The organism is Pseudaquabacterium terrae, from assembly GCF_013266755.1.
GTDB classification, from domain to species: domain Bacteria; phylum Pseudomonadota; class Gammaproteobacteria; order Burkholderiales; family Burkholderiaceae_C; genus Pseudaquabacterium; species Pseudaquabacterium terrae.
Genome location: NZ_JABRWJ010000007.1, coordinates 474,487 through 498,691 on the forward strand (window position 1 = coordinate 474,487; position 24,205 = coordinate 498,691).

Below are 24,205 nucleotides of genomic sequence, written 5' to 3' on the forward strand. Positions count from 1 at the left end.
ACGAAGAGGCTCCCGCCGATGACACCGTCCACGACCGCTTCAGGCGCGCCGCCGTCCGCCGGCAGCGCACCGGCCCGCTCGCCGATCACCTGGGTGCCGAGCCTGTACTTCGTGCAGGGCCTGCAGTTCTTCGTCGTCATGCTGATAGCCGGCCTGATGTTCAAGAAGATGGGCGTGCCGAACGACCAGATCGCGCGCTGGACCGGCGTGCTCGGCCTGGCCTGGGCCTTCAAGCCGCTGTGGAGCCCGTTCCTCGAGATGGCGCGCAGCAAGAAGCTGCTGGTGGTGGTGTTCCAGTTCACCGGCGCGGTCGGCCTCGCGCTGCTGGCGCTGGCGATCCAACTGCCGATGTTCTTCGCCGCCAGCATCGCGGTACTGTTCCTGCTGGCCTACTCGTCGGCGACGCACGACATCGCCTGCGACGGCCTGTACATGGCGAGCTTGAGCCCGAAGCAGCAGGCCGCCTACGCCGGCTGGCAGGGCGCGTTCTTCAATGCCTCGAAGTTCCTGACGCTGGGCGGGCTGCTGGTGCTCGCCGGGCACCTCGAGAAAAGCATCGGCGTGCACCACGCCTGGTCGCTGATCTTCGCCTTCCTGGCGCTGCTGCTGGCCGCGCTGGCCGCGTACAACGCCTGGGCGCTGCCCGGCGGGACATGGGCCCCCAGGTCTCGGCTGCGCCAAGCCCGCCCCCCGGGGGGGTCGAGCGAAGCGGCAGAGCCGCATTCGCTCGGCGCCGAAGCCCTGCCCCTAAGCATGGACAGCGTACTGAGCACGCTGCGCGAGGTGCTGAAGGACTTCTTCGCCAAGCCGGGCATCGGCATGGCGTTTCTCTTCATCATCCTGTTCCGTCTCGCTGAAGGCCAGGTGCAGACGATCGGCCCGCTCTTCCTGATCGAGCCGCGCGACAAGGGTGGGCTCGGGCTGACCACGGAACAGGTCGGCGGCATCTACGGCACCGCCGGCACCGCGGCCTTCCTGGTCGGCAGCATCCTCGGCGGCTACTTCACGTCGTGGCTGGGGCTCAAGCGCGCGATGCCGATCCTGATCCTCGCGATGGCGGTGCCGAACGTCGTCTTCTGGTACCTCAGCCTCACGCTGCCGACCGACCTGATCCACACCGGCGTCGCGATCAGCGTCGAGATGGCCGGCTACGGCTTCGGCTTCGTCGGCATGATCCTGTACATCATGCAGGCAGTCGCGCCGGGCAAGTACCAGACGGCCCACTACGCGCTCGGCACCGGCGTGATGCAGCTGGGGTTCATCCTGTCGAAGACGATCAGCGGCGACATCCAGGTCGCGCTCGGCTACCAGAGCTTCTTCCTGTGGACCATCGCCTGCGGCGTTCCGGCCTTCCTGCTGCTGTTCTTCGTGCGCATCCCGGCGCCGGAGCGTTCCGACCGATGACTCGCTATCACGCATTCGGCGCGGCCCTGCTGCTCGCGCCGACCCTGGCCGTGGCCGCTGCGGCCCCGATCTTCTTCGACGACTTCAGCGATGCCGACACCAGCACGCTGCCCGCCGCCGGTTGGCAATTGCGCAGCGCCGCCGGCCACCCCGGCGTGCCGGGCGGCCAGTGGCGGCCGGACGCGCTGTCCCTGGTGGACGACCCCGCGCAGCGCGGCAACCGGCTGCTGCGCCTGAGCGCGCGCACCGATGGCACCGGCGAGGGCACCGTGCAGGCGCAGCTCTGCCACCAGCGCAAGCTGCTGCACGGCACCTACGCCGCGCGGCTGCGTTTCTCGGACGCGCCGACCGCGGGCATCGACGGCGACCCGGTGATCCAGACCTTCTACGCCGTCGCGCCGCTGAAGCATGCCTTCGATCCGCAGTTCAGCGAGGTCGACTGGGAGTACCTGCCCAACGGCGGCTGGGGCAGCGACAAGACGCGGCTCTACGGCATCTCGTGGCAGACGGTGCAGGTGGAGCCCTGGGAGGCGCACAACAGTGCGCACGAGGAGTTCCGCTCCTTCGACGGCTGGCACGTGCTGCTGATGCAGGTCGAGCCGGCGCAGGTGCGGCTCTTCGTCGACGGCAAGCAGGTCGCCCGCCACGCGGGCCGCAACGTGCCGGTGGTGCCGATGGCGGTGAGCTTCAACCTGTGGTTCTCGCCCGGCGGCCTGCTGCCGAAAAGTGCCGAGCCGCGCGCCTACACGCAGGACGTCGACTGGGTCTTCCACGCCGCTGGCCGCACGCTGAGCCCGGCGCAGGTGGCCGCCGAGGTCCAGCGCCTGCGCCGCAAAGGCACGGCGCGCATCGACACCGTGCCGGCGCCTCAGCCCCCTCTCGAGAGCCGCTGTGATTTTTAGCCGTCAGCGCCGCTAGATCGCATTCAGCTCGGCCACGAAGTCGTAGGTGTCGCCGCGGTAGATCGACTGCGACAGCTCGATCGCCCGCCCGTCGCGCAGATAACCCAGCCGCTCGACCAGCAGCCCCGCATCGCGCGGCTTGGCCTCCAGCAGCTTGGCCTGCTCGTCGTTGAGCAGCAGCGCGTGCAAGCGCTGCAGCGCCCGCACGGGCCGATGCCCGGCGCGGTCCAGCGCTTCGTAGAGCGACGTATCGACCGCCTCCAGCGACGGCAGCGCAAACGCCGCGATCGTCGCCGTCTCGATCGACATCGGCGCGTCGTCGGCATAGCGCAGCCGGTTGAAGCGGTAGACGGTGGTGCCCGGGCTCATCGCCAGCTTCAGCGCCTCTTCCGGCGTCACCGTGCCCTCGGCCTTCTTCAGCCAGACGCTGCGCGGATTGCGGCCGCGCGCGCGCATGTCCTCGGAGAACGAGGTCAGCTTCGAGAAGTTCTTGTCGATGCGCGTGCAGACGAAGTTGCCGGCGCCCTGGCGGCGCTCGAGCAGGCCTTCGTCGGCCAGGCCATCGATCGCCTTGCGCACGGTGATGCGCGAGACGTTCAGATCGGCGGCGAGCTGGCGCTCCGACGGCAGCGCGTCATCGGGGCCGAGGATGCGCTTCTCGATCGCCTCGCGCAGCGCCTGCTGCAACTGCAAATACAGCGGCTGGTTGTTGCTCGGGTCCAGCGTGCGCAGGATCTGCGTCAGCGCCGCCGGATGGTGGGCTTCACTCCTCATCGCCGGTCTCTTTGCCTCGCCGTTGCTTAAGTACCACTATCGTACCAGAAGCGATTGACGTGGCTCCTCGCGCTTGTACTAGGTGGGTGGTGGCACCGCTGCTGCGCAGCCTGCGCCTCGGTACTGGACTGCATTTGTAAGCACCGGATTCGGGTAAACGGCTAGACCGGTCCCACAAAGTGGTAGTACATTGGTACGCATCCACTTTAGACCAAGCGCCCCGGCGCGCAACCCCACCTCACCCGCCACCCATCTGTACGAGGAGCACATGAAGGCAACTTTGACACCCATCGCATCGGCCGTCGCGTTCGCGCTGATCGGCACGGTCGCGCAAGCGCAGCAGCAGACCCAGCAGGACGACAAGAAGGCGCAGCAGGTGGCTCAGGCGCCGCAGGCTCCCGCAGCACCGGCGGCACCGGTCACTGCGCCGATCCAGCTGGCGCAGGCGCAGACCGCGGGGCCCCAAGCCGGCACCACGCCGCCGCCGACGGTCATCGAGGTCAAGGGCATCCGCGCCTCGCTTGAATCGGCCGTGAGCGTCAAGCGCAATGCCACCGCCGTGGTGGACGCCGTTTCCGCCGAAGACGTGGGCAAGCTGCCGGATTCCGACGTCGGCGAAGCCATGGGCCGCATCCCGGGCGTTTCGGTGGGTCGCGATTTCGGCCAAGGCGCTTCGGTATCCATCCGCGGCACCGACCCGCAGATGACCTACACGACGCTGAATGGTCAAACGGTGGCCTCCACCGGCTGGTATGACCAGAAGGCGATCGACCGCTCGTTCAACTACTCCCTGCTGCCGCCCGAGCTGATCGGTGGCCTGGAGGTCTACAAGTCGTCCCAGGCCGACCTGACCGAAGGCGGCATCGGCGGCACCGTGATCGTCAAGACGCGCAAGCCGCTGGATCTGGCTGCCAACACTGCCTTTGCGAGCCTCAAGTTCGGCAAGGGCAGCATCAGCGATTCGAACCGTGAAGGCTCCGCCCTCTACAGCTTCAGGAACGACAGCAGGACGTTCGGCGTGCTGATCGCCGGCGCGCTCGAAAAGGGCGACTACATCCGCCGCGGCGTCGAATCCGACATGCGCTGGTCCGGCGACGTGGCCCCGACCTCGTTCGTGCAGGAGCGCGAGCGCAGGGCCCTGGGCCTGACGCTGCAGGCCCGTCCGGCGCAGGGCGTCGACATCAGCCTGAACTACCTGAAGCTCGAACTGGATGCCAACAACTCCAACAGCAGCCACTACATCTTCACGGGCAACTCCGGCAACTGCGCGCAGACCAATGCGGCCGGCCTGTGCGTGCTGCACACCCGCGCAGCGGGCAACCCGGCCACGGACAACGTGTTCCTGCAGAACTGGGTGCGGTCTTCCTCGATGTCTTCGGACAGCCTGGTGCTGGACGGCTCCTTCAAGACCGACGGCTTCAAGCTGTCGGGCGTGGTGGGCTCGACCAAGGCCGATGGCGGCACCAACCAGACGGCCAATTTCGCCTATGGTCAATGGGCTCCGTTGACCAGCGCGCCGCAGCTGCCCCTCTGGACGGGCACGATCGATGCCACCGGCCACCAGATTTCCGTCAAGCCGTCGTCCAACCAGACCATCGGCGTCGGCAACCTCCCTGCCACCTCGTCGCCCGAAACCTGGGCCTCCGGCCGCGGCCCCAACGCGGACAAGGAAAACTTCGTCCAAGCCGACGCGACCATCGATCTGAACTGGGGCGGGTTGACGGCGTTCAAGACCGGTGCGCGTGCCTCCGAGCACACGTTCACGCGCACCGGGGCGCGTGGCGTGCATGCCGCGACTGCCGTTCCGGGCGCCACGCCGAGCCTGCACGACGGCACCCTGGAGGTTGTGGGCGGCTGGAGCATTCCGCGGCCGAACATCGACGCCATGCTGGCCCTGGCCTCGGCCAACATCACCAACTGGGTTGAAGACCGCTCGGCATACGGGCAGCTGAAGGAGAAGAACAAGGCCTTGTACGGCATGGTCGAGTTCGAGAAGGACGCGCTGCGCGGCAACGCCGGCCTGCGCTACATCCGCACCAACGTCTCGGCCACCGGCTACAACTTCGACGGCACCCCGACGACCGATGTGGGCCAGAACAACGGCTGGAGCAAGAGCAAGGTCACGCGGCAGACGAGCTACGACGATGTCCTGCCGAGCATGAACCTCGTCTACTCGCTGAACCAGAACATGATGCTGCGCGTGGCCGCTGCCAAGGCGATCACCCGCCCGAACTTCGACAACATGTTCCTCACGACGGTGGTCGGTTTCGACGACACCAACGCGCAGAACGACGCGTTCACCTACGGCACGCCGGACCTGAAGCCGCAGAAGTCCACGCAGTTCGACCTCAGCTTCGAGTACTACTACGGGCGTGGTCGCGGCAACCTGTTGTCGGCTGCGATCTTCCACAAGAAGATCGACAACTTCGTCACCACGCAGACCCAGCTGAACCAGCGCGTCGGCACGGTGAGCCCGGACACCGGCCTGGACAACTGGACGATCAACCGCTACGTCAACGCCGGCGGCGGCAGGATCAACGGGGTGGAAGTGCAGGCCAACCATGCCTTCGGCAACGGCTTCGGCATGACAGGCAACTACACGTACGCCGATGCCAAGGCACCCGCCACCAGCTACCTCGACGAGCTCAACCTCTTCACGCTGTCTTCGCGCCACACCGCCAACCTGGTCGGCTACTTCGAGACCGACGTGTACTCGGCCCGTCTGGCCTACAGCTGGCGCTCCAAGTACATGGTTCGCGAGAACGGCTGGTACGGCAATCGATTTCACGACGCCATCGGCAGCCTGGACCTGAGCCTGGGCTGGAACATCACCAAGAACCTGCGGCTGACGTTCGAAGCGCTCAACCTGACGAAGGAAGACGACGTGCAGTACGGCGCAGGCAACGCCGCCAAGCAGCGCGCCTCGCTGCAAAATGGCTTCCCGACGTGGTCGTTCAAGGGTGAAACGACTTACCAGGTCGGCCTGAGCGCAAAATTCTGAGGGCCCGAAGGCTACGGCCCGTCTCCCGCAAAGCCCGGCTCAGGCCGGGCTTTTTTATCCTTGCGCCATGAGTCCACCCGTCACGATACGCATGCCACCCGACATCCAAAGCGTGGACATCGGCGGGCACAGCATCGTCTTCATCGACAACTTTTTGCAGGACCCGCAGGCCTTGGTGGAGGCAGCCGCCCAAAGCCCCTTCGAGCGGCCAGCGACGCTGGACGAACTCAAGGGCTACCCGGGCCTGCGCGCGCCCGCGCCGGCGGCCTACACGCAAACGCTCACGGAGTTGCTGGACCCGCTCATCAAGGTCAATTTCCAGGTACCCGAACACCTGGGCGTCAAAGTGGGACTGAGCGCGTTCTCCCTCACCACCGTTCAGCCTGAACAACTGGGGCCCCTGCAGCGCACACCCCACTTCGACGCCAGCACGCCGTACTACATGGCCGCCTTGCTCTGGCTGTGCGACGAGAGCCATGGCGGCACCGGCTTCTACCGGCACAACGCCACGGGCTGCCAGCGCATCACTGCCGGGAACCGCGAGCGCTACCTCGACGTTTACAACGAGGAAGTCAATCGCCGCCGCCCGCCGCCGCGCTACTTCGACCGTTCAGACGAACAGTTCACCTTCCTGGGCATGATGCCCGCCCGCTTCAACCGCCTGGTGGTATATCCCGGCAGCTTGTTGCACAGCGCGTGCATCAACCCCGCCCGCAGCTTGAACAGCGACCCGCGCAAGGGCCGCCTGACGGTCAACACTTTCTACGATTTCTGAAAATCCCGGCATGTGCCGCTAGATCGCATTCAGCTCGGCCACGAAGTCGTAGGTGTCGCCGCGGTAGATCGACTGCGACAGCTCGATCGCCCGCCCGTCGCGCAGATAGCCCAGCCGTTCGACCAGCAGCCCCGCATCGCGCGGCTTGGCCTCCAGCAGCTTGGCCTGCTCGTCGTTCAGCAGCAGCGCGTGCAACCGCTGCAGCGCCCGCACGGGACGATGGCCCGCGCGGTCCAGCGCTTCGTAGAGCGACGTATCGACCGCCTCCAGCGACGGCAGCGCAAACGCCGCGATCGTCGCCGTCTCGATCGACATCGGCGCGTCATCCGCATACCGCAGCCGGTTGAAGCGGTAGACGGTGGTGCCGGGGCTCATCGCCAGCTTCAGCGCCTCTTCCGGCGTCACCGTGCCCTCGGCCTTCTTCAGCCAGACGCTGCGCGGATTGCGGCCGCGCGCGCGCATGTCCTCGGAGAACGAGGTCAGCTTCGAGAAGTTCTTGTCGATGCGCGTGCAGACGAAGTTGCCGGCGCCCTGGCGGCGCTCGAGCAGGCCTTCGTCGGCCAGGCCATCGATCGCCTTGCGCACGGTGATGCGCGAGACGTTCAAGTCGGCGGCGAGCTGGCGCTCCGACGGCAGCGCGTCGTCGGGGCCGAGGATGCGCTTCTCGATCGCCTCGCGCAGCGCCTGCTGCAACTGCAAATACAGCGGCTGGTTGTTGCTCGGGTCCAGCGTGCGCAGGATCTGCGTCAGCGCCGCCGGATGGTGGGCTTCACTCCTCATCGCCGGTCTCTTTGCCTCGCCGTTGCTTAAGTACCACTATCGTACCAGAAGCGATTGACGTGGCTCCTCGCGCTTGTACTAGGTGGATGGTGGCACCGCTCCTGCGCCCCGGTACTGGACTGCATTTGTAAGCACCGGATTCGGGTAAACGGCTAGACCGAGCCCCTAAAGTGGTAGTACATTGGTACGCATCCACTTTAGGCTAAGCGCCCCGGCGCGCAACCCCACCTCACCCGCCACCCATCTGTACGAGGAGCACATGAAGGCAACTTTGACACCCATCGCATCGGCCGTCGCGTTCGCGCTGATCGGCACGGTCGCGCACGCGCAGCAGCAGACCCAGCAGGACGACAAGAAGCCGCAGGCGCAACAGGTGGCTCAGGCGCCGCAGGCTCCGGCAGCGCCGGCGGCGGCGGCCTCCGCCCCGCAGGCACAACAGGTCGCGCAAGCCCCGGCCCAGCCGCAGGCGCCCCGCGCCGGCACGCCGGCGCCCGAGACCATCGTCATCACCGGCATCCGCGGCTCGCTGCAGCAATCGCTGAACCAGAAGCGCGCCGCCGACAGCCACACCGAGGTCATCACCGCCGAGGACATCGGCAAGATGCCTGACAAGAACGTCGCCGACTCGCTGCAGCGCGTGCCCGGCGTGACGATCAGCTCGGCGGGCGCCACCGAAGGCGGCTTCGACGAGAACGACCGCGTCTCGATGCGCGGCACCAACCCCAGCCTGACGCAGACGCTGATCAACGGCCACCCGGTCTCGTCCGGCGACTGGTTCGTGCTGAACCAGAGCGACAACGCCGGCCGCAGCGTCAGCTACACGCTGCTGCCGTCGGAACTGGTCAGCCGCGTCGTCGTGCACAAGAGCTCGGAGGCCAGCCTGATCGAAGGCGGCGTCGCCGGCTCGGTGAACATCATCACCCGCAAGCCGCTCGAGTTCCGCCAGCAGCTGACGCTCGAAGCCGCGCTCGGCGCCGTGCACGCCACGCTGCCGAAGAAGACCGACCCGCAGTTCAATGCGCTGGTCAACTTCAAGAACGATTCCAGCACCGCCGGCGTGATGCTGCAGGTCTTCTCCGAGAAGCGGCATCTGCGCCGCGACGGCGTCGAGATCCTCGGCTACAACCAGATCTCCCCGACCAGCGATGTCGTACTCGGCAATGCCACCAAGGGCATTGCACCTCACCCGGACCTCGCCAACGTCTACTACCCGCGCTCGACCGGTGCGGCGTTGTTCGAGCAGGTGCGCAAGCGCGAAGGCGGGTTGCTCGAGGTGCAGGTTAAGCCGATGGCCAACCTGACCCTCGACGCCTCGGCCTTCGCGTCGAAGATGGACGCGTCGAACTACAACCGCAACTACCTCGTGCACGCGCCGTTCTTCTTGAACGAAGGCCGCGGGCAGGCGCCCGATCCGGGCTATGTCGTGCGCAACCAGACGCTGGTGAAGGCGAAGTTCAGCCCGATTCCGAATGCCGATGGGTCGCCCTCGACACAGGCTTATGGCGTCTACGACCAGATCGCGCGCCCCGACGAATCGGCCGAGACGACGTTCTTCAACTTCGATGCCAACTGGCGTGCCAGCGATGCGTTGACGCTGAACTTCAAGGCCGGCACGTCGACCGGCAAGGGCAAGACGCCAACGCAGAACGTCGCCGAATGGGACGTAGGCAAAGGCACCGGAGCGTCGTGGAATCTCAATGGCGTCGACAGCGCTCCCGACTTTTCGCTGCACACGCCCGCCAACGTACCCGGAGGCGATGCCACGCGCTCGCTCGACTGGATCTTCGGCTACCAGAACGTCAACATCAAGGACAAGGACGACTGGGCGCAGATCGACGGCGAGTTCGCACTCGACGCCGGCATGTTGTCGACGCTGAAGTTCGGGGTCCGCGCAGCCAAGCACACGCGTGACTCGCTGGGCGTCATCGCGCAGGGCCCTGGCCCAGGCGCTTTCGACCTGACCAAGTGGCCGAGCACCTTCGCCAACTATCCCGGCAACTTCGGCTCGGGGCTGGGTGGCACGTTCGCCCGCGACATCTGGTACTACACGTACGAGCAGATGAACGCGGTGGCCCCGGGCTTGTCGAACCGCGACCCGAAGATCCGCGCCTATCCGCTGGCCGATTTCGAGCTCGAGGAGAAGGCCAACGCCGGCTACGTGCAGGCCAACCTCGAGGGCAAGGGCTGGCGCGGCAATGTCGGCGTGCGCTTCGTGCAGACCAAGGAGCACGTGATCAAGTTCATCAACGTGCCCGAGACGGCGCCCGGGGCCATCATCGGATCGGCCTTCGGCGCTTTCCTGCCGGTGGTGACCGACCACAGCTACAACGACGTGCTGCCGAGCCTGAACCTGCGCGTCGACGTCGCCAAGGACATGGTGGCGCGCTTCGCGGTGTCGAAGACCATGACCCGGCCCGACTATTCGGCACTGGCGGGCGCGTTGAACCTGGCGCCGCCGGCCAACCAGGGTGACATCGGTCGCGGTAACGGCTCGAACCCCGACCTGAAGCCGGTGCGTTCGACCAACGTCGACGCCGCGCTCGAGTGGTACTACGCGCCGCGCGCGCTGGTCTCGGCCGGTGCCTTCTACATGGACCTGCGCAGCTACGTCGGCCTCGGCAAGGTGCGCCGCCAGTACATCACCTTCGATCAGGCGCACCCGAACGGCTACATGGCCGACTACGACCTCGACGTGCCGATCAACAGCAGCGGCAAGATCAAGGGCCTGGAGCTGGCGATCGAGCAGCCGTTCGGCAACTTCGGCATTTCGGCCAACTACACCTACACCGATGCGAAGGAAAAGGGCGGCGGCCCGATCGTCGGCGCCTCGCGCAACATCTACAACCTGGTCGGCTACTACGAGGACGACCGCTTCAATGCGCGCGTCGCCTACAACTTCCGCTCGCACTTCTACAGCGGCCTGGATCGTTCGACAGCGTTCAGCCAGGACGACACCGCGTCGCTGGCCGCATCGCTGGGCGTGAAGATCAGCGACAAGCTGAGCGTCTCGCTCGACGGCATGAACCTGAACAACCCGAAGCTGAAGTACTACGCGCTGAACGGCGATCAGCCGCGATCGATCTACCAGAACGGCCGGCAGTTCTACCTGACGCTGCGCGCCAAGCTCTGACTCAGAGTCTTCATCCCCGAAAGTCTCCTCGGGTTCGTAGGGCGGTCCGGCGCAAGCCGGCCGCCCTTTTTTGCCGCCCTTTTTGCATCTATGCTCGGCGCCCGATGGAGTATCAGATGCACGTGCTGCCCGCTGACCAGCGCATGGCGGTCAGCGCCGATCAAACCCTGCTGCAGGCGGCACTGCACGCCGGCCTGCGCCTGCCCCACTCCTGCCGCAACGGCACCTGCCGCAGCTGCATGTGCCGGCTCATCGACGGCCGCATCGGCTACCGCATCGCCTGGCCCGGACTGCTGGCCGAAGAGAAGGTCGAAGGCTGGATCCTTCCCTGCGTCGCCTACCCCGAGACCGATGTGGTCATCGACGCGCCCGCGGCCTCGGCGGCCTGACAGCAATCATTCTTTGCACTGCGGCGCCGGCCGTCTGGCACGATGGCGTTGCAAGCTTCGCTGATGGAGGTACGCCATGCGAGCCCTGTCGATCAGACCCATCGTCTCCGTGCTGGCCGCGGCGTCCTGCCTGGCTTCGACCGCGGCGCTCGCCGGCACGGTCGAGGTGCAGTTCGTCGAACCGGACAAGTACGCCGACGCGCGCGACGGCCTGCACCGCCGCGAAGACGTCATGAAGGCGTTCGCCGATCGGCTGAAGCAGCTCGGCGAGAAGCGCCTGCCGCCATCGCAGTCGCTGCGCATCGAGGTGCTCGACATCGACCTGGCGGGCGACGCGTTCCCACGCGTCGCGCTGCGCGACACCCGTGTGCTGCGCGGGCGCGCCGACTGGCCGCGCATGCACCTGCGCTACACGCTGCGCGAGGGCGACAAGGTGCTGAAGAACGGCGAGGAGCACATCTCCGACATGAACTACCTGATGAGCACGCGCCTGTGGAAGGACGAGCCCTTCCCGTACGAGAAGCGCATGCTCGACCAGTGGTTCAGCGAGCGTATCGCAGCCGCACCGGCACGCTGACCCTGCTTCGTTCTCAGCGCCGGCGCGCCTTGCGCCCTTCGGCCGCCGGCGCCAGCGCGTCGTGCAGCGCGACGTATTCCTGCGTCAGCTTGTGCTTCGCATCCAGGTGCACCAGCGGCGTCGCGCTCTCGTGTGATTCCTTGACGCGCACGCTCGCGCTCAGGTAGGGCGCCAGCACCGGCAACCCCTCGTCGACCAGCTCCTGCACCAGGCGCTGCGGCAGCTTGGCGCGCGGCTGGAACTGGTTGACGACGATGCCGGTCACCTGCAGCCCGCGGTTGTGGTCGGACTGGATCTCCTGCACGCTCTCGAGCAGCGAGTACAGCGCGCGGCGCGAGAAGTCGTCGCAATCGAACGGGATCAGGCAGCCTTCGGCCGCGATCAGCGCCGAGCGGGTGTAGAAGTTCAATGCCGGCGGCGTGTCGATGTAGATGCGGTCATAACTGCCATTGAGCTCGGCCAGGGCATCGCGCAGCTTGTAGATCTTGTAGCGCGATTCGAGCTTGCCGTGCAGCTCGTCGAGCAGCGGGCTCGACGGCAGCACGTGCAGCTGCTCGAAGCGCGTCTCGGCGATGAAGTCGGTGGTCGACTTGCTGCGCAGGCTGAACTTCAGCGTCTGGTCGAAGAATTCGGCCAGCGTGTCGCGCGGCGCATCGGTGGCGTCGCCGAGCAGGTAGCGCGTCGAATTGCCCTGGGCATCGAGGTCGATGACCAGCGTGCGCAGGCCCTGGCTGGCGCTGATGGCCGCGAGGTTGCAGGTGATCGTCGACTTGCCGACGCCGCCCTTCTGGTTGAACACGACGATGCGCATGCCGGTGCCTTGGGTCCTTCGGTGGTGCGCGCGATTATGCTGCGGCGCAGCACCAGCGAGGATGCCTTATGCTCCGTGGAGGGCAGCGGCACGCGAATGGCGCGAAGCCGGCCAACACAGGAGGACGACCACTTTGGCGACCCCCAATTACTCGTACGAGAAACGCCAGCGCGAGCTGGCCAAGAAGCGCAAGGCCGAAGAGAAGCGGCAGAAAAAGGTCCACAAGCCTGGGGAGGGCCCGGCGGACGACGCCGCCTCCGGCCCACCCTCCGAGCCGGGCCAGAGCCCGGCGAACCCGCCTGCGCCCTCGGGCGAGTAATCAGCAGCACAAACAAAAACCGCGGCCTGGGGCCGCGGTTCTGCTTTTGGCGTGGTCGCCGAAAGTCGGTCAGAGGACCTTGATGTTCGCGGCCTGCAGGCCCTTCGGGCCTTGCTTGACTTCGAACTCGACGCGCTGGTTCTCTTGCAGGCTGCGGAAACCGCCGCCGTTGCGGATCTCGCTGAAGTGGGCGAACAGGTCGCTGCCACCGTTCTCAGGAGTGATGAAGCCGAAGCCCTTGCCGTCGTTGAACCATTTGACGACGCCGGTCTGCGTGGTGCTCATGTACTGTGTTGCCTTACGAATGGACTGGAAAAACATCGCGGCCGGCAAACCGCCGGCCGCTGATGCCCGCCGAATGTAGCAGCAACTGAATGACGCTCCCTTTGCGTGCCTCACCCTGCTGCATCCGCCATGCGGTCTTACCCGTAGCGCTGCTAGAGGCGGCCCCCGACACTAAGGGCATGCGCACCTCGCGGCGGCCGAGGGGCCGTCGATATGATGAATCGAGACCCGACGGAGACAACAAGACCATGTTCGACTACGTAGTGATCGGTGGCGGATCGGCCGGCTCGGTGCTGGCCTCGCGCCTGAGTGAAGACCCGGCCGTGAAGGTCTGCCTGCTCGAAGCAGGCGGCGTCGACAAGAGCGTGCTGATCCACTGCCCGGCCGGCCTGGCGGTGCTGGCCAAGAACGGCCACGCGAACTGGGCCTTCGAGACGGTGCCCCAGGCCGGCTTGAACGGCCGCCGCGGCTACCAGCCGCGCGGCAAGGTGCTGGGCGGCTCGAGCTCGGTCAACGCGATGGTCTACATCCGCGGCCAGCGCGAGGACTACGACGGCTGGGCCGCCGAAGGCAATGCCGGCTGGTCCTACGAGGACCTGCTGCCGTATTTCAAGCGCGCCGAGCACAACGAGCGCGGCGCCGATGCATGGCACGGCAGCGGCGGTCCGCTGAACGTGATGGACCTGCGCAGCCCGAACCGGCACGGCCCGAACTTCGTGCAGGCCGGCCAGCAGGCGGGCCTGGCGCTGAACCGCGACTTCAACGGCGCGACGCAGGAAGGGGTCGGTCCCTACCAGGTCACGCACCGCAACGGCGAGCGCTGCAGCGCTGCCAAGGCCTACCTCACCGCGCACCTCGGCCGGCCGAACCTGCAGGTGATCACCGATGCGCACACGACGCGGCTGCTGTTCGAAGGCAAGCGCGCGGTCGGCGTCGAATACCTCCACGGCGGCGCACTGCGCCAGGTGCATGCGCAGCGCGAGGTGCTGCTGTGCGCCGGCGCGCTGCAGTCGCCGCAGATCCTGATGCTGAGCGGCGTCGGCCCGGCCGAGCACCTGCAGCAGCACGGCATCCGCACGCTGCTGGACCAGCCCGGCGTCGGCGCGCAGCTGCACGACCACGTCGACGTCGTGCTGGGCGTCGACGCGCCGCACCTGAAGGACCTGTTCGGCCTGTCGGCCAGCGGCCTGTGGCAGGCGCTCGGCGCCATGCGCGAATGGAAGCGCCACCGCAGCGGCCCGCTGACGACCAACTTCGCCGAAGCCGGCGCCTTCCTGAAGAGCAGCCCGGATGTCGCGACGCCGGACCTGCAGCTGCACTTCGTGATCGGCAAGCTGGTCGACCACGGCCGCAAGACGGTGTTCGGCCACGGTTATTCCTGCCACGTCTGCCTGCTGCATCCGAAGAGCCGCGGCAGCCTGCGCCTGGCCAGTGCCGATCCGCGCGCCGCCCCGCTGATCGATCCGAACTTCTTCGGCCATCCCGAGGACATGCCGCGCCTGGTGCGCGGCGTCAAGCTGATGCGCCACATCCTCGCGCAGCCGGCGCTCGCCGGGCTGGGTGGGCGCGAGATGGCCGCGTCGGCCAGCGCCCGGACCGACGCCGAGATCGAGGCCTTCATCCGCCAGTACGCGGACACGATCTACCACCCGGTCGGCACCTGCCGCATGGGTCCCGGTGCGAACGATGTCGTCGACAACGAGCTGCGGGTGCGCGGACTGCAGGGCCTGCGCGTCGTCGATGCGTCGATCATGCCGAGCATCGTCAGCGGCAACACCAACGCGCCGGTGATCGCGGTGGCCGAGAAGGCCGCCGACCTGATCAAGGCCGCCGCGCGGCGCGGCGTCGAGGCGCCGGCGGCGGTCGCCGCGGCCTGAACGGGAGAAGGGCCGGCACCTGCGGGTGCCGCGTCCTTTGAAACCTAGGCTGCGGGCGCCTCCAGCCCGCGGCCCTGCAGCACCGGCACCGCGCGCAGGCGCTCGGCGGCAAAACCGACGAAGGCCCGCACCTTGGCCGCCGCCATGCGGCCGGCCGGGTAGACCAGGTGCACCGGCACCGGCGGCGGCTCGTGCGCTTCGAGCACCACTTGCAGCCGGCCGTCGCGCACTTCGTCGGTCACCTGGTAGGCCAGCGCCCGCGCGAGGCCGAAACCGGCGCAGGCGGCGGCCACCTTCAGCTCGACGGCGTTGACGACCAGGCGCTGCTGCGGCGCGCCCGCCTCGCGCGGATCACCGAAATGCCAGGGCTGGGCGCCCTGCCCGTCGAAGCTGAAGCCGATCGCCTGGTGCAGCGTCAGGTCGGCGGGCCGCCTCGGCACGCCATGCGCCTGCAGGTACGCGGGCGATGCAACGACGACGCGCCGCAGATGGCCGACCGGCAGCGCCGTCAGGCTCGAGTCCGGCAGATGCGCGATGCGCAGCGCGACGTCGTAGCCCTCGTCGATCAGGTGCACGACGCGGTCGGCGAAGAATGAGCGCACGCCGAGCGCCGGCTGCGTGGCGAGGAATTGAAGCAGCAGCGGCGCGATGTGGCGGCGGCCGAACAGCGCCGGGGCCGTCACCGCGAGCACGCCGCGCGGTTCGTCGCGCTGGCCGCTGACGGCGGCTTCCGCGTCGTCGAGCTCGCCGAGGATGCGCCGGCAGTCGGCGACGAAGGCCTCGCCGGCTTCGGTCAGGCGCAGGCTGCGCGTGCTGCGGTGAAGCAGCGGCGTGCCGAGCCGGCGCTCGAGCGCGGCGATCGCCCGCGTCACCGCGGGTGCCGACGCGCCGCGCTGGCGCGCGGCCTTGGCGAAACCGCCGCTGTCGGCGACGGCGACGAAGATGCGCAGGCTCTCGAGATGGTCCATCCCGCCATTACGCCAAATGGAATTCTCAAATGTCAATCAGGCGGATTCATATCGGAGAACGCAATGGCTACGCTGCGGCCTTTCCACCATCAGAACGAAGGATCGCGATGCCCCGCCCTGCCCAGCCGATCACGCTGTACCGCTTCACGCTCTCCGGCCACGCGCACCGCGCACAGCTGATGCTGTCGCTGCTCGACCTACCGTACCGGCTGGTCGACATCGACCTGATGAGAGGTGAGCAGAAGGCCGCCAGCTTCGTCGAGCGCAACCTGTTCGGGCAAGTGCCGGTGATCGAGGACGGCGACTTCACGCTCGCCGACAGCAACGCGATCCTGATCTACCTGGCGCTGGCCTACGACGCCGACCGGCGCTGGCTGCCGGCGGACGTGCGCGTGCAGGCCGAGGTGCAGCGCTGGCTCGGCGCGGCGGCCGGGCCGCTGGTGCGCGGGCCCGCGGTCGCGCGCTGGCAGCGGATATCGGGCCAGGGTGACGGCGTGGCGCTGCACGCCGCGAGCCACCAGCTCTTCGCCCGGCTCGAAGGCCATCTGCAGCAGCGCGACTGGTTCGTCGGCGAGGCGCCGACGATCGCCGATGTCGCGCTGTACAGCTACACCGCACGGGCGCCGGAGGGCGGCATACCGCTCGACGACTATCCGCGGCTTCGCGCGTGGCTCGCGCGTGTCGAGGCGCTGCCGGGCTTCGTCGCGATGCCGGTGGCCGCGCCATGAACGCCGCGCCGGACGACGCGCCGTTCCATGCCGGCGAGGTCGCGCTGCAGGCGCGACTCGGCATGCACGAGCGACTGGCCCAGGTCGGCCGCAACATCATCCGCGACCACATGCCGGAGCAGCATCGCGAGCTCTTCGAAAAGCTGCCGACGCTGCTGGTCGGCGCGCTCGACGACGACGGCCAGCCGTGGGCCACGATGCTGCATGGCGCAACGGGCTTCGTGCGCACGCCGGACGCAGGCACGATGACGATCGCCGCGCTGCCGGCCGCTGCCGATCCGGTCGCCGCGCTGATCCGCTCGGGTGCGGCAGTCGGCCTGCTCGGCCTCGAGCCGCACACGCGGCGCCGCAACCGGATGAACGGCCGCGTGCTCGTCGCCGACGATCGTGGCTTCAGCGTCGAGGTGACGCAAAGCTTCGGCAACTGCCCGAAGTACATCCAGGCACGCGAGCCCGAGCGTGTCGAGCGCCACGCGGCGCCGGCGCTGACCGAGGGCCCGTCACTCAGCGCCGCGGCGCGTGCGCTGGTCACACGCGCCGACACCTTGTTCATCGCCTCGGCCAGCGGCGCGCGCATCGGCCCGGCGCGCGCCGAGGGCGTCGACGTTTCGCACCGCGGCGGCCTGCCCGGCTTCGTGCAGATCGAAGACCACGACGGCGCCTGCACGCTGACGCTGCCCGACTACAGCGGCAATTTCCTCTTCAACACGCTCGGCAACCTGCAGCAGTGGCCGCGCGCGGGGCTGCTGTTCATCGACCATCACTCGGGCGACCTGCTGCAGATCGCCGTCGAGACGCGGATCACGCACGAAGGCCCGGCGCTGGCGCGCTGGCCGGGCGCGCAGCGGCTGCTTCATGCACGCGTGCAGCGAGGCGTCTGGCGCGCAGGCGCCCTGCCGTTGCGCTGGACCGCGCCGGCCTTCGCGCCGCAGTTCGAGGCCATGGCGCGCGAGTTTTCGGGAAAACCCGTGCAGGTTTGAAATCGCTGTGCCACAATCGCGGGCTTCGCCGATCGGGACATTCCGATGACCTGATCGGCGATTCTTCGTTCATCTCCCTGACCCTCATCGAGCCGGGCTCCGCCACCAGTGCGGGGAACTTCAAGCCGTGTCTCGAGGCCTGGTTGGCGGCGATGCCGTCGCTCCAGACGTTCGGGCCCGCCGGCGCACCCTTCGCGCCGTCATTCCCTTGCTTGGCGACTTCACCTGCGGTGAGCACTGCGTGCCGCCGCGGCCGTGCCTCGTCGTGGCTTCGTTGGCCACCGGGCATGGCTCGCTCGATGAAAGTGTTCCATGAGTTTCGAACCCCAGATCGACCCCACCCTGATGGTCGACACCCCGGCTGACAACAACAACAACACCTCGTTCGACGCCCTCGGCCTCGCGCCGGAAATCTTGAAGGCGATCATCCACGCCGGCTACCCGTCGCCGACCGACGTGCAGGCCGAAGCCGTGCCCGTCGCGCTGACCGGCGTCGACCTGCTGGTCTCGTCGCAGACCGGCAGCGGCAAGACCGCCGCCTTCGTCTGGCCGGCGCTGCAGCGCATCCTGCTGGCGCGCCAGGACCCCTCGAAGAAGCGCCTGAAGGGCCAGCCGCAAGGCCCGCGCATCCTGGTGCTGGCGCCGACGCGCGAGCTGGCGATGCAGGTCTCGCGTGCCTGCATGCAATACGGCCACGGCGTGCAAGGCCTGCGCATCGCGCACGTCGTCGGCGGCGTGCCCTACCAGGCACAGCTGAAGGCGCTGCGCGGCCCGCTCGACATCCTGATCGCCACCCCCGGCCGCCTGCTCGACCTGATGGGCTCGGGCGCGGCGATCATGTCGCAGGTCGAGATGCTGGTGCTCGACGAAGCCGATCGCATGCTCGACATGGGCTTCATCGACGACATCACGACCATCGCCCAGGCGCTGCCCGAGCAACGCCAGACGCTGATGTTCAGCGCCACCTTCGCCGGCAACGTCGGCCAGCTGGCGCGCCAGCTGACCCGCGATCCGCAGCGCATCAGCATGCAGTCGCACACCGACACGCATGCGCAGATCGAGCAGCGACTGCACTGGGCCGACAGCCCGTTCCACAAGCATGCGCTGCTGGAGCAGCTGCTCGCCGACCGCCAGCTCGACCAGGCGGTCGTCTTCACCAGCACGCAGCGTGATGCCGACGAGCTGGCCTACAAGCTGGGCGAGATCGGCCACCAGGTCGCCGCGCTGCACGGCGGCATGCCGCAAGGCCGCCGCAACCGCGTGCTGCAGGGCCTGCGCCAGGGCCAGCTGCGCGTGCTGGTCGCCACCGACGTCGCCGCGCGCGGCATCGACGTGCCGACGATCAGCCACGTCATCAACTTCGGCCTGCCGATGAAGGCCGAGGACTACGTGCACCGCATCGGCCGCACCGGCCGTGCCGGCCGCACCGGCCTGGCGATCACGCTGGCCGAGCGCCGTGACATCGGCATGATCCGCCGCATCGAGCGCTTCACGACCCAGCGCATCAGCGCGACGGTCGTGCCGGGCCTCGAGCCGAAGGCACCGCCGCCGAGCGACAAGCCGACGGGCGACCGCTCGTTCGGCAAGCCGATGGGCCGCGGCTTCGGCGGCAACAAGTCCTTTGGCAACGGTGGCGGCGGCTTCGGCCGCGGCAAGCCGAGCGGCGGTCCGCGCGGCAACGGCGGTGGCTTTGGTGGCGGTTTCGGCGGCGGCGGTTTCGGCGGCGGCAAGCCGCGCGGTCCGGCGCGCTGAACCCCCACGGCGTGTCCTAACACGCCAACTGCACGGCCTGCAGCGGCAGGCCACTGCGCTGGTCGGTCACGACCAGCAGCAGGCGCGCCGGCCGGCCGCCCTCGCCTTGACGCGGTGCGGCCACGCTCCACTGCTGTGGCGCGGCACCGCGCCAGGCCGGCTGCCGGCCGTACGCGCGCACGACGTGGTCGTGGCGCAGCATGGCTCCGCGGTTCTCGCCGGCCTTCACCGCGCTGCCGTGGTCGTCCTCGAGCAGCGCCCACCGGGCGGTGAGCGCCTGCGGTGCGCCGGGCAACGCGGTGACTTCCACCTGCACGCGCAGCGCATCCTCGCGCTGCAGGCGGATCTGTACCGGCGCCGCCGCCTCCGCTGGCGGCAGCGCGGGCCAGCGTCGCCAGTCGCGCCCATTGACCAGCACCTGCGGCGTGTAGCTGAAGCGCGCACCGCTGCCCGGGACGACCTGTGCCTGCCGAGCGCTGTGCGCCGGATCGCCGAAGCGATCCTTCCAGCCCAACGAATCCCAGTAGTCGACATGGAAGGCCGCCGCGAGCACGTCGCTGCGACCCTTCAGCGTCGACAGCCAACGGTCGGCCGGCGGGCAGGAGTCGCAGCCTTCGGAGGTGTACAGCTCGACCAGGTGGGTCTGCCGGGCACCGGATGACGCTTCGCAGCGCCCGGGCTGCGCGACCGCGGCAGTCAGCGCCCCGGACAACGCCGCGGCCAACAGGCCATGGTGGAGAGAAATCGTCATGCCCGTTCGGTCGAGTGAGGATCCACGGACCTTACGCTCGGGGCGTGAGAATCCGCGCATGGATGTTTTGCCGCTGCGCCTGCCAACCGGCGCCGACCTGCGAATGGCGCTGCAACAGGCGGCGCCTGCGGCGGCCTTCGTGCTCGCCGGCATCGGCAGCTTGTCGGTGCTGAAGCTGCGGCTCGCCGGCGCCGCCGATCCGACCGAGTGGCAGGGTGACTTCGAGCTGCTGACCTTGTGCGGCTCGCTGTCACCGGACGGCCCACACCTGCACGCGAGCGTCGCCGACGCCGAGGGCCGCGTCTTCGGCGGCCATGTCGCCGCCGGCTGCATCGTGCGCACGACGGCTGAAGTGCTGATCGCCGTCCTGGCGGACTGGCAGTTCAACCGCGCCACCGATCCGGCGACGGGTTACGCCGAGCTGATCACGCAGCGGCTGCGCTGATCGCCCTCCGGCAGCCCCGGCCGCTTGGCGCCGCCGCGCTATGCTTGCCGCCCCCTGGCGATCGTTCGCCGCAGTCCACTTTCCCCCGCATGGCCGGCATCCACATCACCGACATCGAATCGGCCATCAACTGGTGGCGCGAGCGCTCGCCCTCGCCCGACGGCATCACCGCCTGCGCACAGGTGCGCGCGCTGGCCGAGGTCTATGCGCTGATGGTGTACTACCGCGAGCCGCTCGCCGACGAACACTCGATGCCGCCGGCCGCGCGCGAGGCCTGGCTCGGCTGGTACGCGCAGACGCCCGACGCGCCGTGCATCGCGATCTGCTCGACCGCCCAGGGCGACGCCGTCTGCAAGGGCTGCGGCCGCACCGAGGACGAGGTGCAGCACTGGCCGGTGTTGAGCCCGGCCGAGAAGCGGCTGGTCTGGCGCCGCATCACGCAGCAGGGCACGGCGTGGCGCTTCAACCGCTATGCCGAGCGCGCCCGCCTCGCCAATGGCGCCGACCATCCGGCGCCCGACAGCTTCAGCCCGCCGAATAGATGAGCCCCGCCCGGCCGCCTCGGGCCACGAAGAGGCCCCCTTCGGGTCTCGGGGGCTCGCTCCCGCTTGGCGGGACCGGCCGCAGGCCGTAGGGTGCACCATTGACCCCGGCGGGCTTTGCCGCCAGCGTTCGGCGCATCGTGCCGCTCGCCTGGCCGGTCTTCGTCGGCCAGCTCGCGGTGCTCGGCTTCTCGACCGTCGACACGGTGCTGGTCGCGCGCCACTCGGCAACCGACCTGGCGGCGCTGGCGGTCGGCTCGGCCGCCTACGTCACGGTGTTCATCGGGCTGATGGGCGTCGTGCTGGCGCTGAGCCCGATCGTCGGCCAGCTCTTCGGCGCACGAAAACTGGCCGAAGCCGGCGCCCAGCTGCACCAGGCGGTGTGGCTCGCGCTCGGGCTGTCGCTGCTCGGCAGCGCGGTGCTGCTGTTCCCCGCGCCCTTTCTCGCGCTGTCGCAGGCGAGCCCGGAAGTAGCGTCCAAAGTACGCGGCTACCTGCTGGCGCTGGCTTTCTCGCTGCCGGCGTCGCTGCTGTTCACCGCCTTCCGCGGCTTCAACGTCGCGGTGTCGCGGCCGAAGGCGGTGATGGCGCTGCAGCTGGGCGGCCTGGCGCTGAAGATCCCGCTGTCGGCGACGCTGGTGGTCGGCGCGCCCGGGCTCGGCCTGCCCGCGCTCGGCGTCGAAGGCTGCGGCATCGCCACGCTGGTGGCGATGTGGGCGCAGGCGATCGCCGCCTGGATCCTGCTGCGGCGCGACCCGTTCTACGCGTCGTTCGGATTGCGCGGCCATGGCCTGGACCGGCCGCACGGGCCGTCGCTGAAGGCGCTGCTGAAGCTCGGCGTGCCGATGGGGCTGTCGATCCTGATCGAGGTGACCGGCTTCTCGTTCATGGCGATCTTCATCGCCCGCCTCGGCGAGACGCCGGTGGCCGGGCACCAGATCGCCGCCAACCTGGTCGCGCTGCTGTTCATGATGCCGCTCGGCTTGTCCAACGCCACCGGCACGCTGGTCGCGCAGCGCATCGGCGCGGCCGATCTGCACGACGCCCGCCGCCTCGGCTGGCACGGCATGCAGCTGACGCTGCTGGTGGCGCTGGTGATGGGCGGCGGCGTCTACCTGGCACGCGGCGCCGTCGTGCGGCTGTACACCGACAACCCGACCGTGATTGCCGCCGCGTTGCCGCTGGTGGCCTGGGTGGCACTGTTCCATGCCGCCGATGCCGTGCAGACGGTCGCCGCCTTCGTGCTGCGCGCCTGGCGCATCGCGACCGTGCCGCTGGTGATCTATGCGGTCGCGCTGTGGGGCGTCGGCCTCGGCGGTGGCTTCATGCTGGCTTTCGATGACGGTACGCGCTTCCCCGCAGCATGGCGCGGCGCGCCGGGCTTCTGGATCGCCGCGACCGCCGGCCTGGCGGTCGCCGCCGCGGGCCTGAGCCTGTTCTTGCTGTTCGTGTACCGCACCAAGGAGCGCGAAGCGCACACCGCCGTGGCCGCCACCGACTGAATCAGACGGCCGGCAACGCGAGCACGAAGCAGCTGCCGCCGCCCTCGCGCGGCTCGCAGCGCACGCTGCCGCCATGGTGCTCTGCTATCTGGCGCACCAGGCTCAGGCCGAGGCCGACGCCGCCTTCGCGCTCGGCATGGCCGGGCAAGCGGAAGAACGGCTCGAAGATGCGCTCGCGGTAGGCCGCCGGCACGCCGGGGCCGCGATCGCTGACGCGCGCTTCGGCACCGCCATCCGGGCGACGGAAGATCTCGGCTTCGACCTCCGCGCCGCCGTAGCGCCGCGCGTTTTCCAGCAGATTGCGCAACGCGCGCCGCAGCAGGCGTTCGCTGCCGCGCACCGTCACCGCCGCGCCGGCAGCCTGCGCGCCGACGCGAGCGGCCTCCTCCGCGGCCAGGCCGAGCAGCTCGACCGGCTCGCTGCGCTCGATCGCCTCGGCCGTGTCGAGCCGGCTGGCCAGCAGCACCTCCTCGACCAGCGCGTCGAGCTCGGCGACGTTGGTCTCGATCTCCTTGCGCAGTGCCGGCCGCTGGGGCTCCGCAGCGTCGGTGTACAGCGCGACCGCCATCTTCAGCCGCGCCAGCGGCGAGCGCAGCTCGTGGCTGGCGTTGGCCAGCAGGTTCTGGTGCGATCGCACCAGCGTTTCGATGCGTTCGGCCGCGCGGTTGAAGGTGTTGGCGACCGCGGCGACCTCGTCGCTGCCCGAATCGTCGACGCGCTGGGCGAGCCGGCCGGCGCCGAAGGCTTCGACGCCCTGCTTGAGCGTTTCGAGCCGCCGCGTCAGCCGGCGCACCACCGGGTAGGCGCCCGCGGCGACCGCCAGCAGCAGCAGCACCACCAGCACCACCGGGCCGATGGCGGCCGGCAGCCCTTCGCCGGGCAGCAGCAGCGTCGAGGGCAAGCGCAACCCGCCCGCCCCTGGCGCAGCCGCATCATCGTCGCGTGGCGCCGGCGCGCGCTCGCGCCAGGCGCCCGGTCCGCCTCCGGGACCACCGGGGCCTGCTCCCGCGCCCCCCGGTCCACCGCCGGGCACGGCGCCGAAAGGCCCGCGCGGGCCCTCCGCCCAGCCGGGCCGCGGGGGGCCTGCCGGCCCGCCGAGCGCCCGGGGACCCTCGCCCTGGAATGCGCGCCGCAACGGGCGCCTGGCGATCCACAGCGTGCGGCCGTCATCCAGTGCCACCGGCGTCGCCGGCATTGCGCCCTCAGCCTCGCGGCGCAGATAACTCTCCGACGCGCCGATGCGCTGGCCGCGCGCATCGTGCAGCGCCATCGGCAGGCGCAGCCGCAGCGACCACTCGCGCAGCGCCTCGGCCTGCGCCGCGGCCGGCGCGTCGGCGGCCGGCAACGACCGCTGCACCAGCTCGGCCCAGGCAGCGACGCGCTCGTTGGCTGCCGCCTCGAAGCGCACCCGTTCCTGCGCCAGGTGGCGCTGCCACAGCCAGCCCGAGACCAGCGCAAACAGCGCCAGCGCCGCGACCACCGTCAGCCAGATGCGCAGATAGAGCGACTTCAC

General features: G+C 69.0%; 22 protein-coding genes. 15 read left to right on the forward strand and 7 right to left on the reverse strand.

All coding sequences use genetic code 11. From position 1 onward, the window contains the following. Positions 1-18 precede the first annotated feature (18 nt). Together HLB44_RS24185 and HLB44_RS24190 are read left to right on the forward strand one after the other, a co-directional pair. Positions 19-1,404 (forward strand): MFS transporter, encoded by a 1,386-nt coding sequence (locus tag HLB44_RS24185; RefSeq protein ID WP_173128350.1) that lies wholly within the window; start codon positions 19-21, stop codon positions 1,402-1,404. Beyond that, positions 1,401-2,306 carry a glycoside hydrolase family 16 protein gene (locus HLB44_RS24190; protein ID WP_173128354.1) on the forward strand — a complete coding sequence of 302 codons (906 nt, stop codon included), beginning with the start codon at positions 1,401-1,403 and terminating at the stop codon, positions 2,304-2,306. Before HLB44_RS24185 ends, HLB44_RS24190 begins: the two co-directional genes overlap by 4 nt. A gap of 12 nt (positions 2,307-2,318) precedes the next feature. Here HLB44_RS24190 and HLB44_RS24195 read toward each other — a convergent pair whose 3' ends face one another. After that, complete coding sequence (locus tag HLB44_RS24195; protein WP_173128356.1) at positions 2,319-3,080, reverse strand: GntR family transcriptional regulator; 762 nt, start codon at positions 3,078-3,080, stop codon at positions 2,319-2,321. A 190-nt stretch (positions 3,081-3,270) separates the two neighbouring features. On the opposite strand from HLB44_RS24195, the gene HLB44_RS24200 reads away from it, so the two are divergent. Then, positions 3,271-6,081 carry a TonB-dependent receptor gene (locus HLB44_RS24200; protein WP_173128359.1) on the forward strand — a complete coding sequence of 937 codons (2,811 nt, stop codon included), beginning with the start codon at positions 3,271-3,273 and terminating at the stop codon, positions 6,079-6,081. Between the two features lie 67 nt (positions 6,082-6,148). Beyond that, positions 6,149-6,856 carry a DUF6445 family protein gene (locus HLB44_RS24205; RefSeq protein WP_217283782.1) on the forward strand — a complete coding sequence of 236 codons (708 nt, stop codon included), beginning with the start codon at positions 6,149-6,151 and terminating at the stop codon, positions 6,854-6,856. Between the two features lie 18 nt (positions 6,857-6,874). Here HLB44_RS24205 and HLB44_RS24210 read toward each other — a convergent pair whose 3' ends face one another. Further along, positions 6,875-7,636, reverse strand: coding sequence for a GntR family transcriptional regulator (locus HLB44_RS24210; protein WP_173128356.1), 762 nt, complete (start codon positions 7,634-7,636; stop codon positions 6,875-6,877). A 259-nt stretch (positions 7,637-7,895) separates the two neighbouring features. Between HLB44_RS24210 and HLB44_RS24215 the strand changes: the two genes are divergently transcribed. The 3 genes from HLB44_RS24215 (at position 7,896) to HLB44_RS24225 (ending at position 11,732) form a co-directional block, all read left to right on the forward strand. Then, positions 7,896-10,766 (forward strand): TonB-dependent receptor, encoded by a 2,871-nt coding sequence (locus HLB44_RS24215; protein WP_173128362.1) that lies wholly within the window; start codon positions 7,896-7,898, stop codon positions 10,764-10,766. A 116-nt stretch (positions 10,767-10,882) separates the two neighbouring features. Then, positions 10,883-11,155 carry a 2Fe-2S iron-sulfur cluster-binding protein gene (locus HLB44_RS24220; protein WP_246312428.1) on the forward strand — a complete coding sequence of 91 codons (273 nt, stop codon included), beginning with the start codon at positions 10,883-10,885 and terminating at the stop codon, positions 11,153-11,155. A gap of 76 nt (positions 11,156-11,231) precedes the next feature. After that, positions 11,232-11,732, forward strand: a complete 501-nt coding sequence (locus tag HLB44_RS24225) for a DUF3016 domain-containing protein (protein ID WP_173128368.1) — start codon at positions 11,232-11,234, stop codon at positions 11,730-11,732. Positions 11,733-11,745: 13 nt separating this feature from the next. On the opposite strand, the gene HLB44_RS24230 is transcribed toward HLB44_RS24225, so the two are convergent. Beyond that, the gene (locus HLB44_RS24230; RefSeq protein WP_173128372.1) at positions 11,746-12,543 is read right to left on the reverse strand and encodes a ParA family protein; all 798 of its coding nucleotides are present in this window, start codon (positions 12,541-12,543) and stop codon (positions 11,746-11,748) included. Between the two features lie 133 nt (positions 12,544-12,676). On the opposite strand from HLB44_RS24230, the gene HLB44_RS24235 reads away from it, so the two are divergent. Next, positions 12,677-12,862, forward strand: coding sequence for a hypothetical protein (locus HLB44_RS24235; protein ID WP_173128375.1), 186 nt, complete (start codon positions 12,677-12,679; stop codon positions 12,860-12,862). Between the two features lie 69 nt (positions 12,863-12,931). On the opposite strand, the gene HLB44_RS24240 is transcribed toward HLB44_RS24235, so the two are convergent. After that, entirely contained in the window at positions 12,932-13,147 is a 216-nt protein-coding gene (locus HLB44_RS24240) for a cold-shock protein (protein WP_173128378.1), read from the reverse strand. Positions 13,148-13,395: 248 nt separating this feature from the next. Here HLB44_RS24240 and HLB44_RS24245 point away from each other — a divergent pair, with 248 nt between their 5' ends. Continuing rightward, positions 13,396-15,024 carry a GMC family oxidoreductase gene (locus HLB44_RS24245; protein ID WP_173128381.1) on the forward strand — a complete coding sequence of 543 codons (1,629 nt, stop codon included), beginning with the start codon at positions 13,396-13,398 and terminating at the stop codon, positions 15,022-15,024. A gap of 44 nt (positions 15,025-15,068) precedes the next feature. Here HLB44_RS24245 and HLB44_RS24250 read toward each other — a convergent pair whose 3' ends face one another. Next, positions 15,069-15,992 (reverse strand): LysR family transcriptional regulator, encoded by a 924-nt coding sequence (locus HLB44_RS24250; protein WP_173128384.1) that lies wholly within the window; start codon positions 15,990-15,992, stop codon positions 15,069-15,071. A 107-nt stretch (positions 15,993-16,099) separates the two neighbouring features. On the opposite strand from HLB44_RS24250, the gene HLB44_RS24255 reads away from it, so the two are divergent. From HLB44_RS24255 to HLB44_RS24265, 3 genes are all read left to right on the forward strand, one after another. Then, positions 16,100-16,720: a glutathione S-transferase family protein gene (locus HLB44_RS24255; protein WP_173128386.1), complete on the forward strand. Its 621-nt coding sequence runs from the start codon at positions 16,100-16,102 to the stop codon at positions 16,718-16,720. Continuing rightward, complete coding sequence (locus HLB44_RS24260) at positions 16,717-17,700, forward strand: pyridoxamine 5'-phosphate oxidase family protein (protein ID WP_173128388.1); 984 nt, start codon at positions 16,717-16,719, stop codon at positions 17,698-17,700. The genes HLB44_RS24255 and HLB44_RS24260 overlap by 4 nt, the downstream gene beginning before the upstream one ends. Positions 17,701-18,012: 312 nt before the next feature. Next, positions 18,013-19,452, forward strand: a complete 1,440-nt coding sequence (locus HLB44_RS24265) for a DEAD/DEAH box helicase (RefSeq protein ID WP_173128391.1) — start codon at positions 18,013-18,015, stop codon at positions 19,450-19,452. A 16-nt stretch (positions 19,453-19,468) separates the two neighbouring features. On the opposite strand, the gene HLB44_RS24270 is transcribed toward HLB44_RS24265, so the two are convergent. Then, on the reverse strand, positions 19,469-20,203 hold the full coding sequence (locus tag HLB44_RS24270) for a DUF1223 domain-containing protein (RefSeq protein WP_173128394.1): 735 nt from the start codon (positions 20,201-20,203) through the stop codon (positions 19,469-19,471). A 58-nt stretch (positions 20,204-20,261) separates the two neighbouring features. Between HLB44_RS24270 and HLB44_RS24275 the strand changes: the two genes are divergently transcribed. The 3 genes from HLB44_RS24275 (at position 20,262) to HLB44_RS24285 (ending at position 22,692) form a co-directional block, all read left to right on the forward strand. Continuing rightward, positions 20,262-20,648: a PPC domain-containing DNA-binding protein gene (locus HLB44_RS24275; RefSeq protein ID WP_173128397.1), complete on the forward strand. Its 387-nt coding sequence runs from the start codon at positions 20,262-20,264 to the stop codon at positions 20,646-20,648. A gap of 89 nt (positions 20,649-20,737) precedes the next feature. Then, positions 20,738-21,193 (forward strand): DUF3717 domain-containing protein, encoded by a 456-nt coding sequence (locus tag HLB44_RS24280; protein ID WP_173128400.1) that lies wholly within the window; start codon positions 20,738-20,740, stop codon positions 21,191-21,193. 98 nt (positions 21,194-21,291) lie between these two features. After that, positions 21,292-22,692 (forward strand): MATE family efflux transporter, encoded by a 1,401-nt coding sequence (locus HLB44_RS24285; protein ID WP_173128402.1) that lies wholly within the window; start codon positions 21,292-21,294, stop codon positions 22,690-22,692. Position 22,693: 1 nt separating this feature from the next. Here the strand turns inward: HLB44_RS24285 and HLB44_RS24290 are convergent, their stop codons facing one another. Continuing rightward, positions 22,694-24,205 (reverse strand): ATP-binding protein, encoded by a 1,512-nt coding sequence (locus HLB44_RS24290; RefSeq protein ID WP_173128405.1) that lies wholly within the window; start codon positions 24,203-24,205, stop codon positions 22,694-22,696.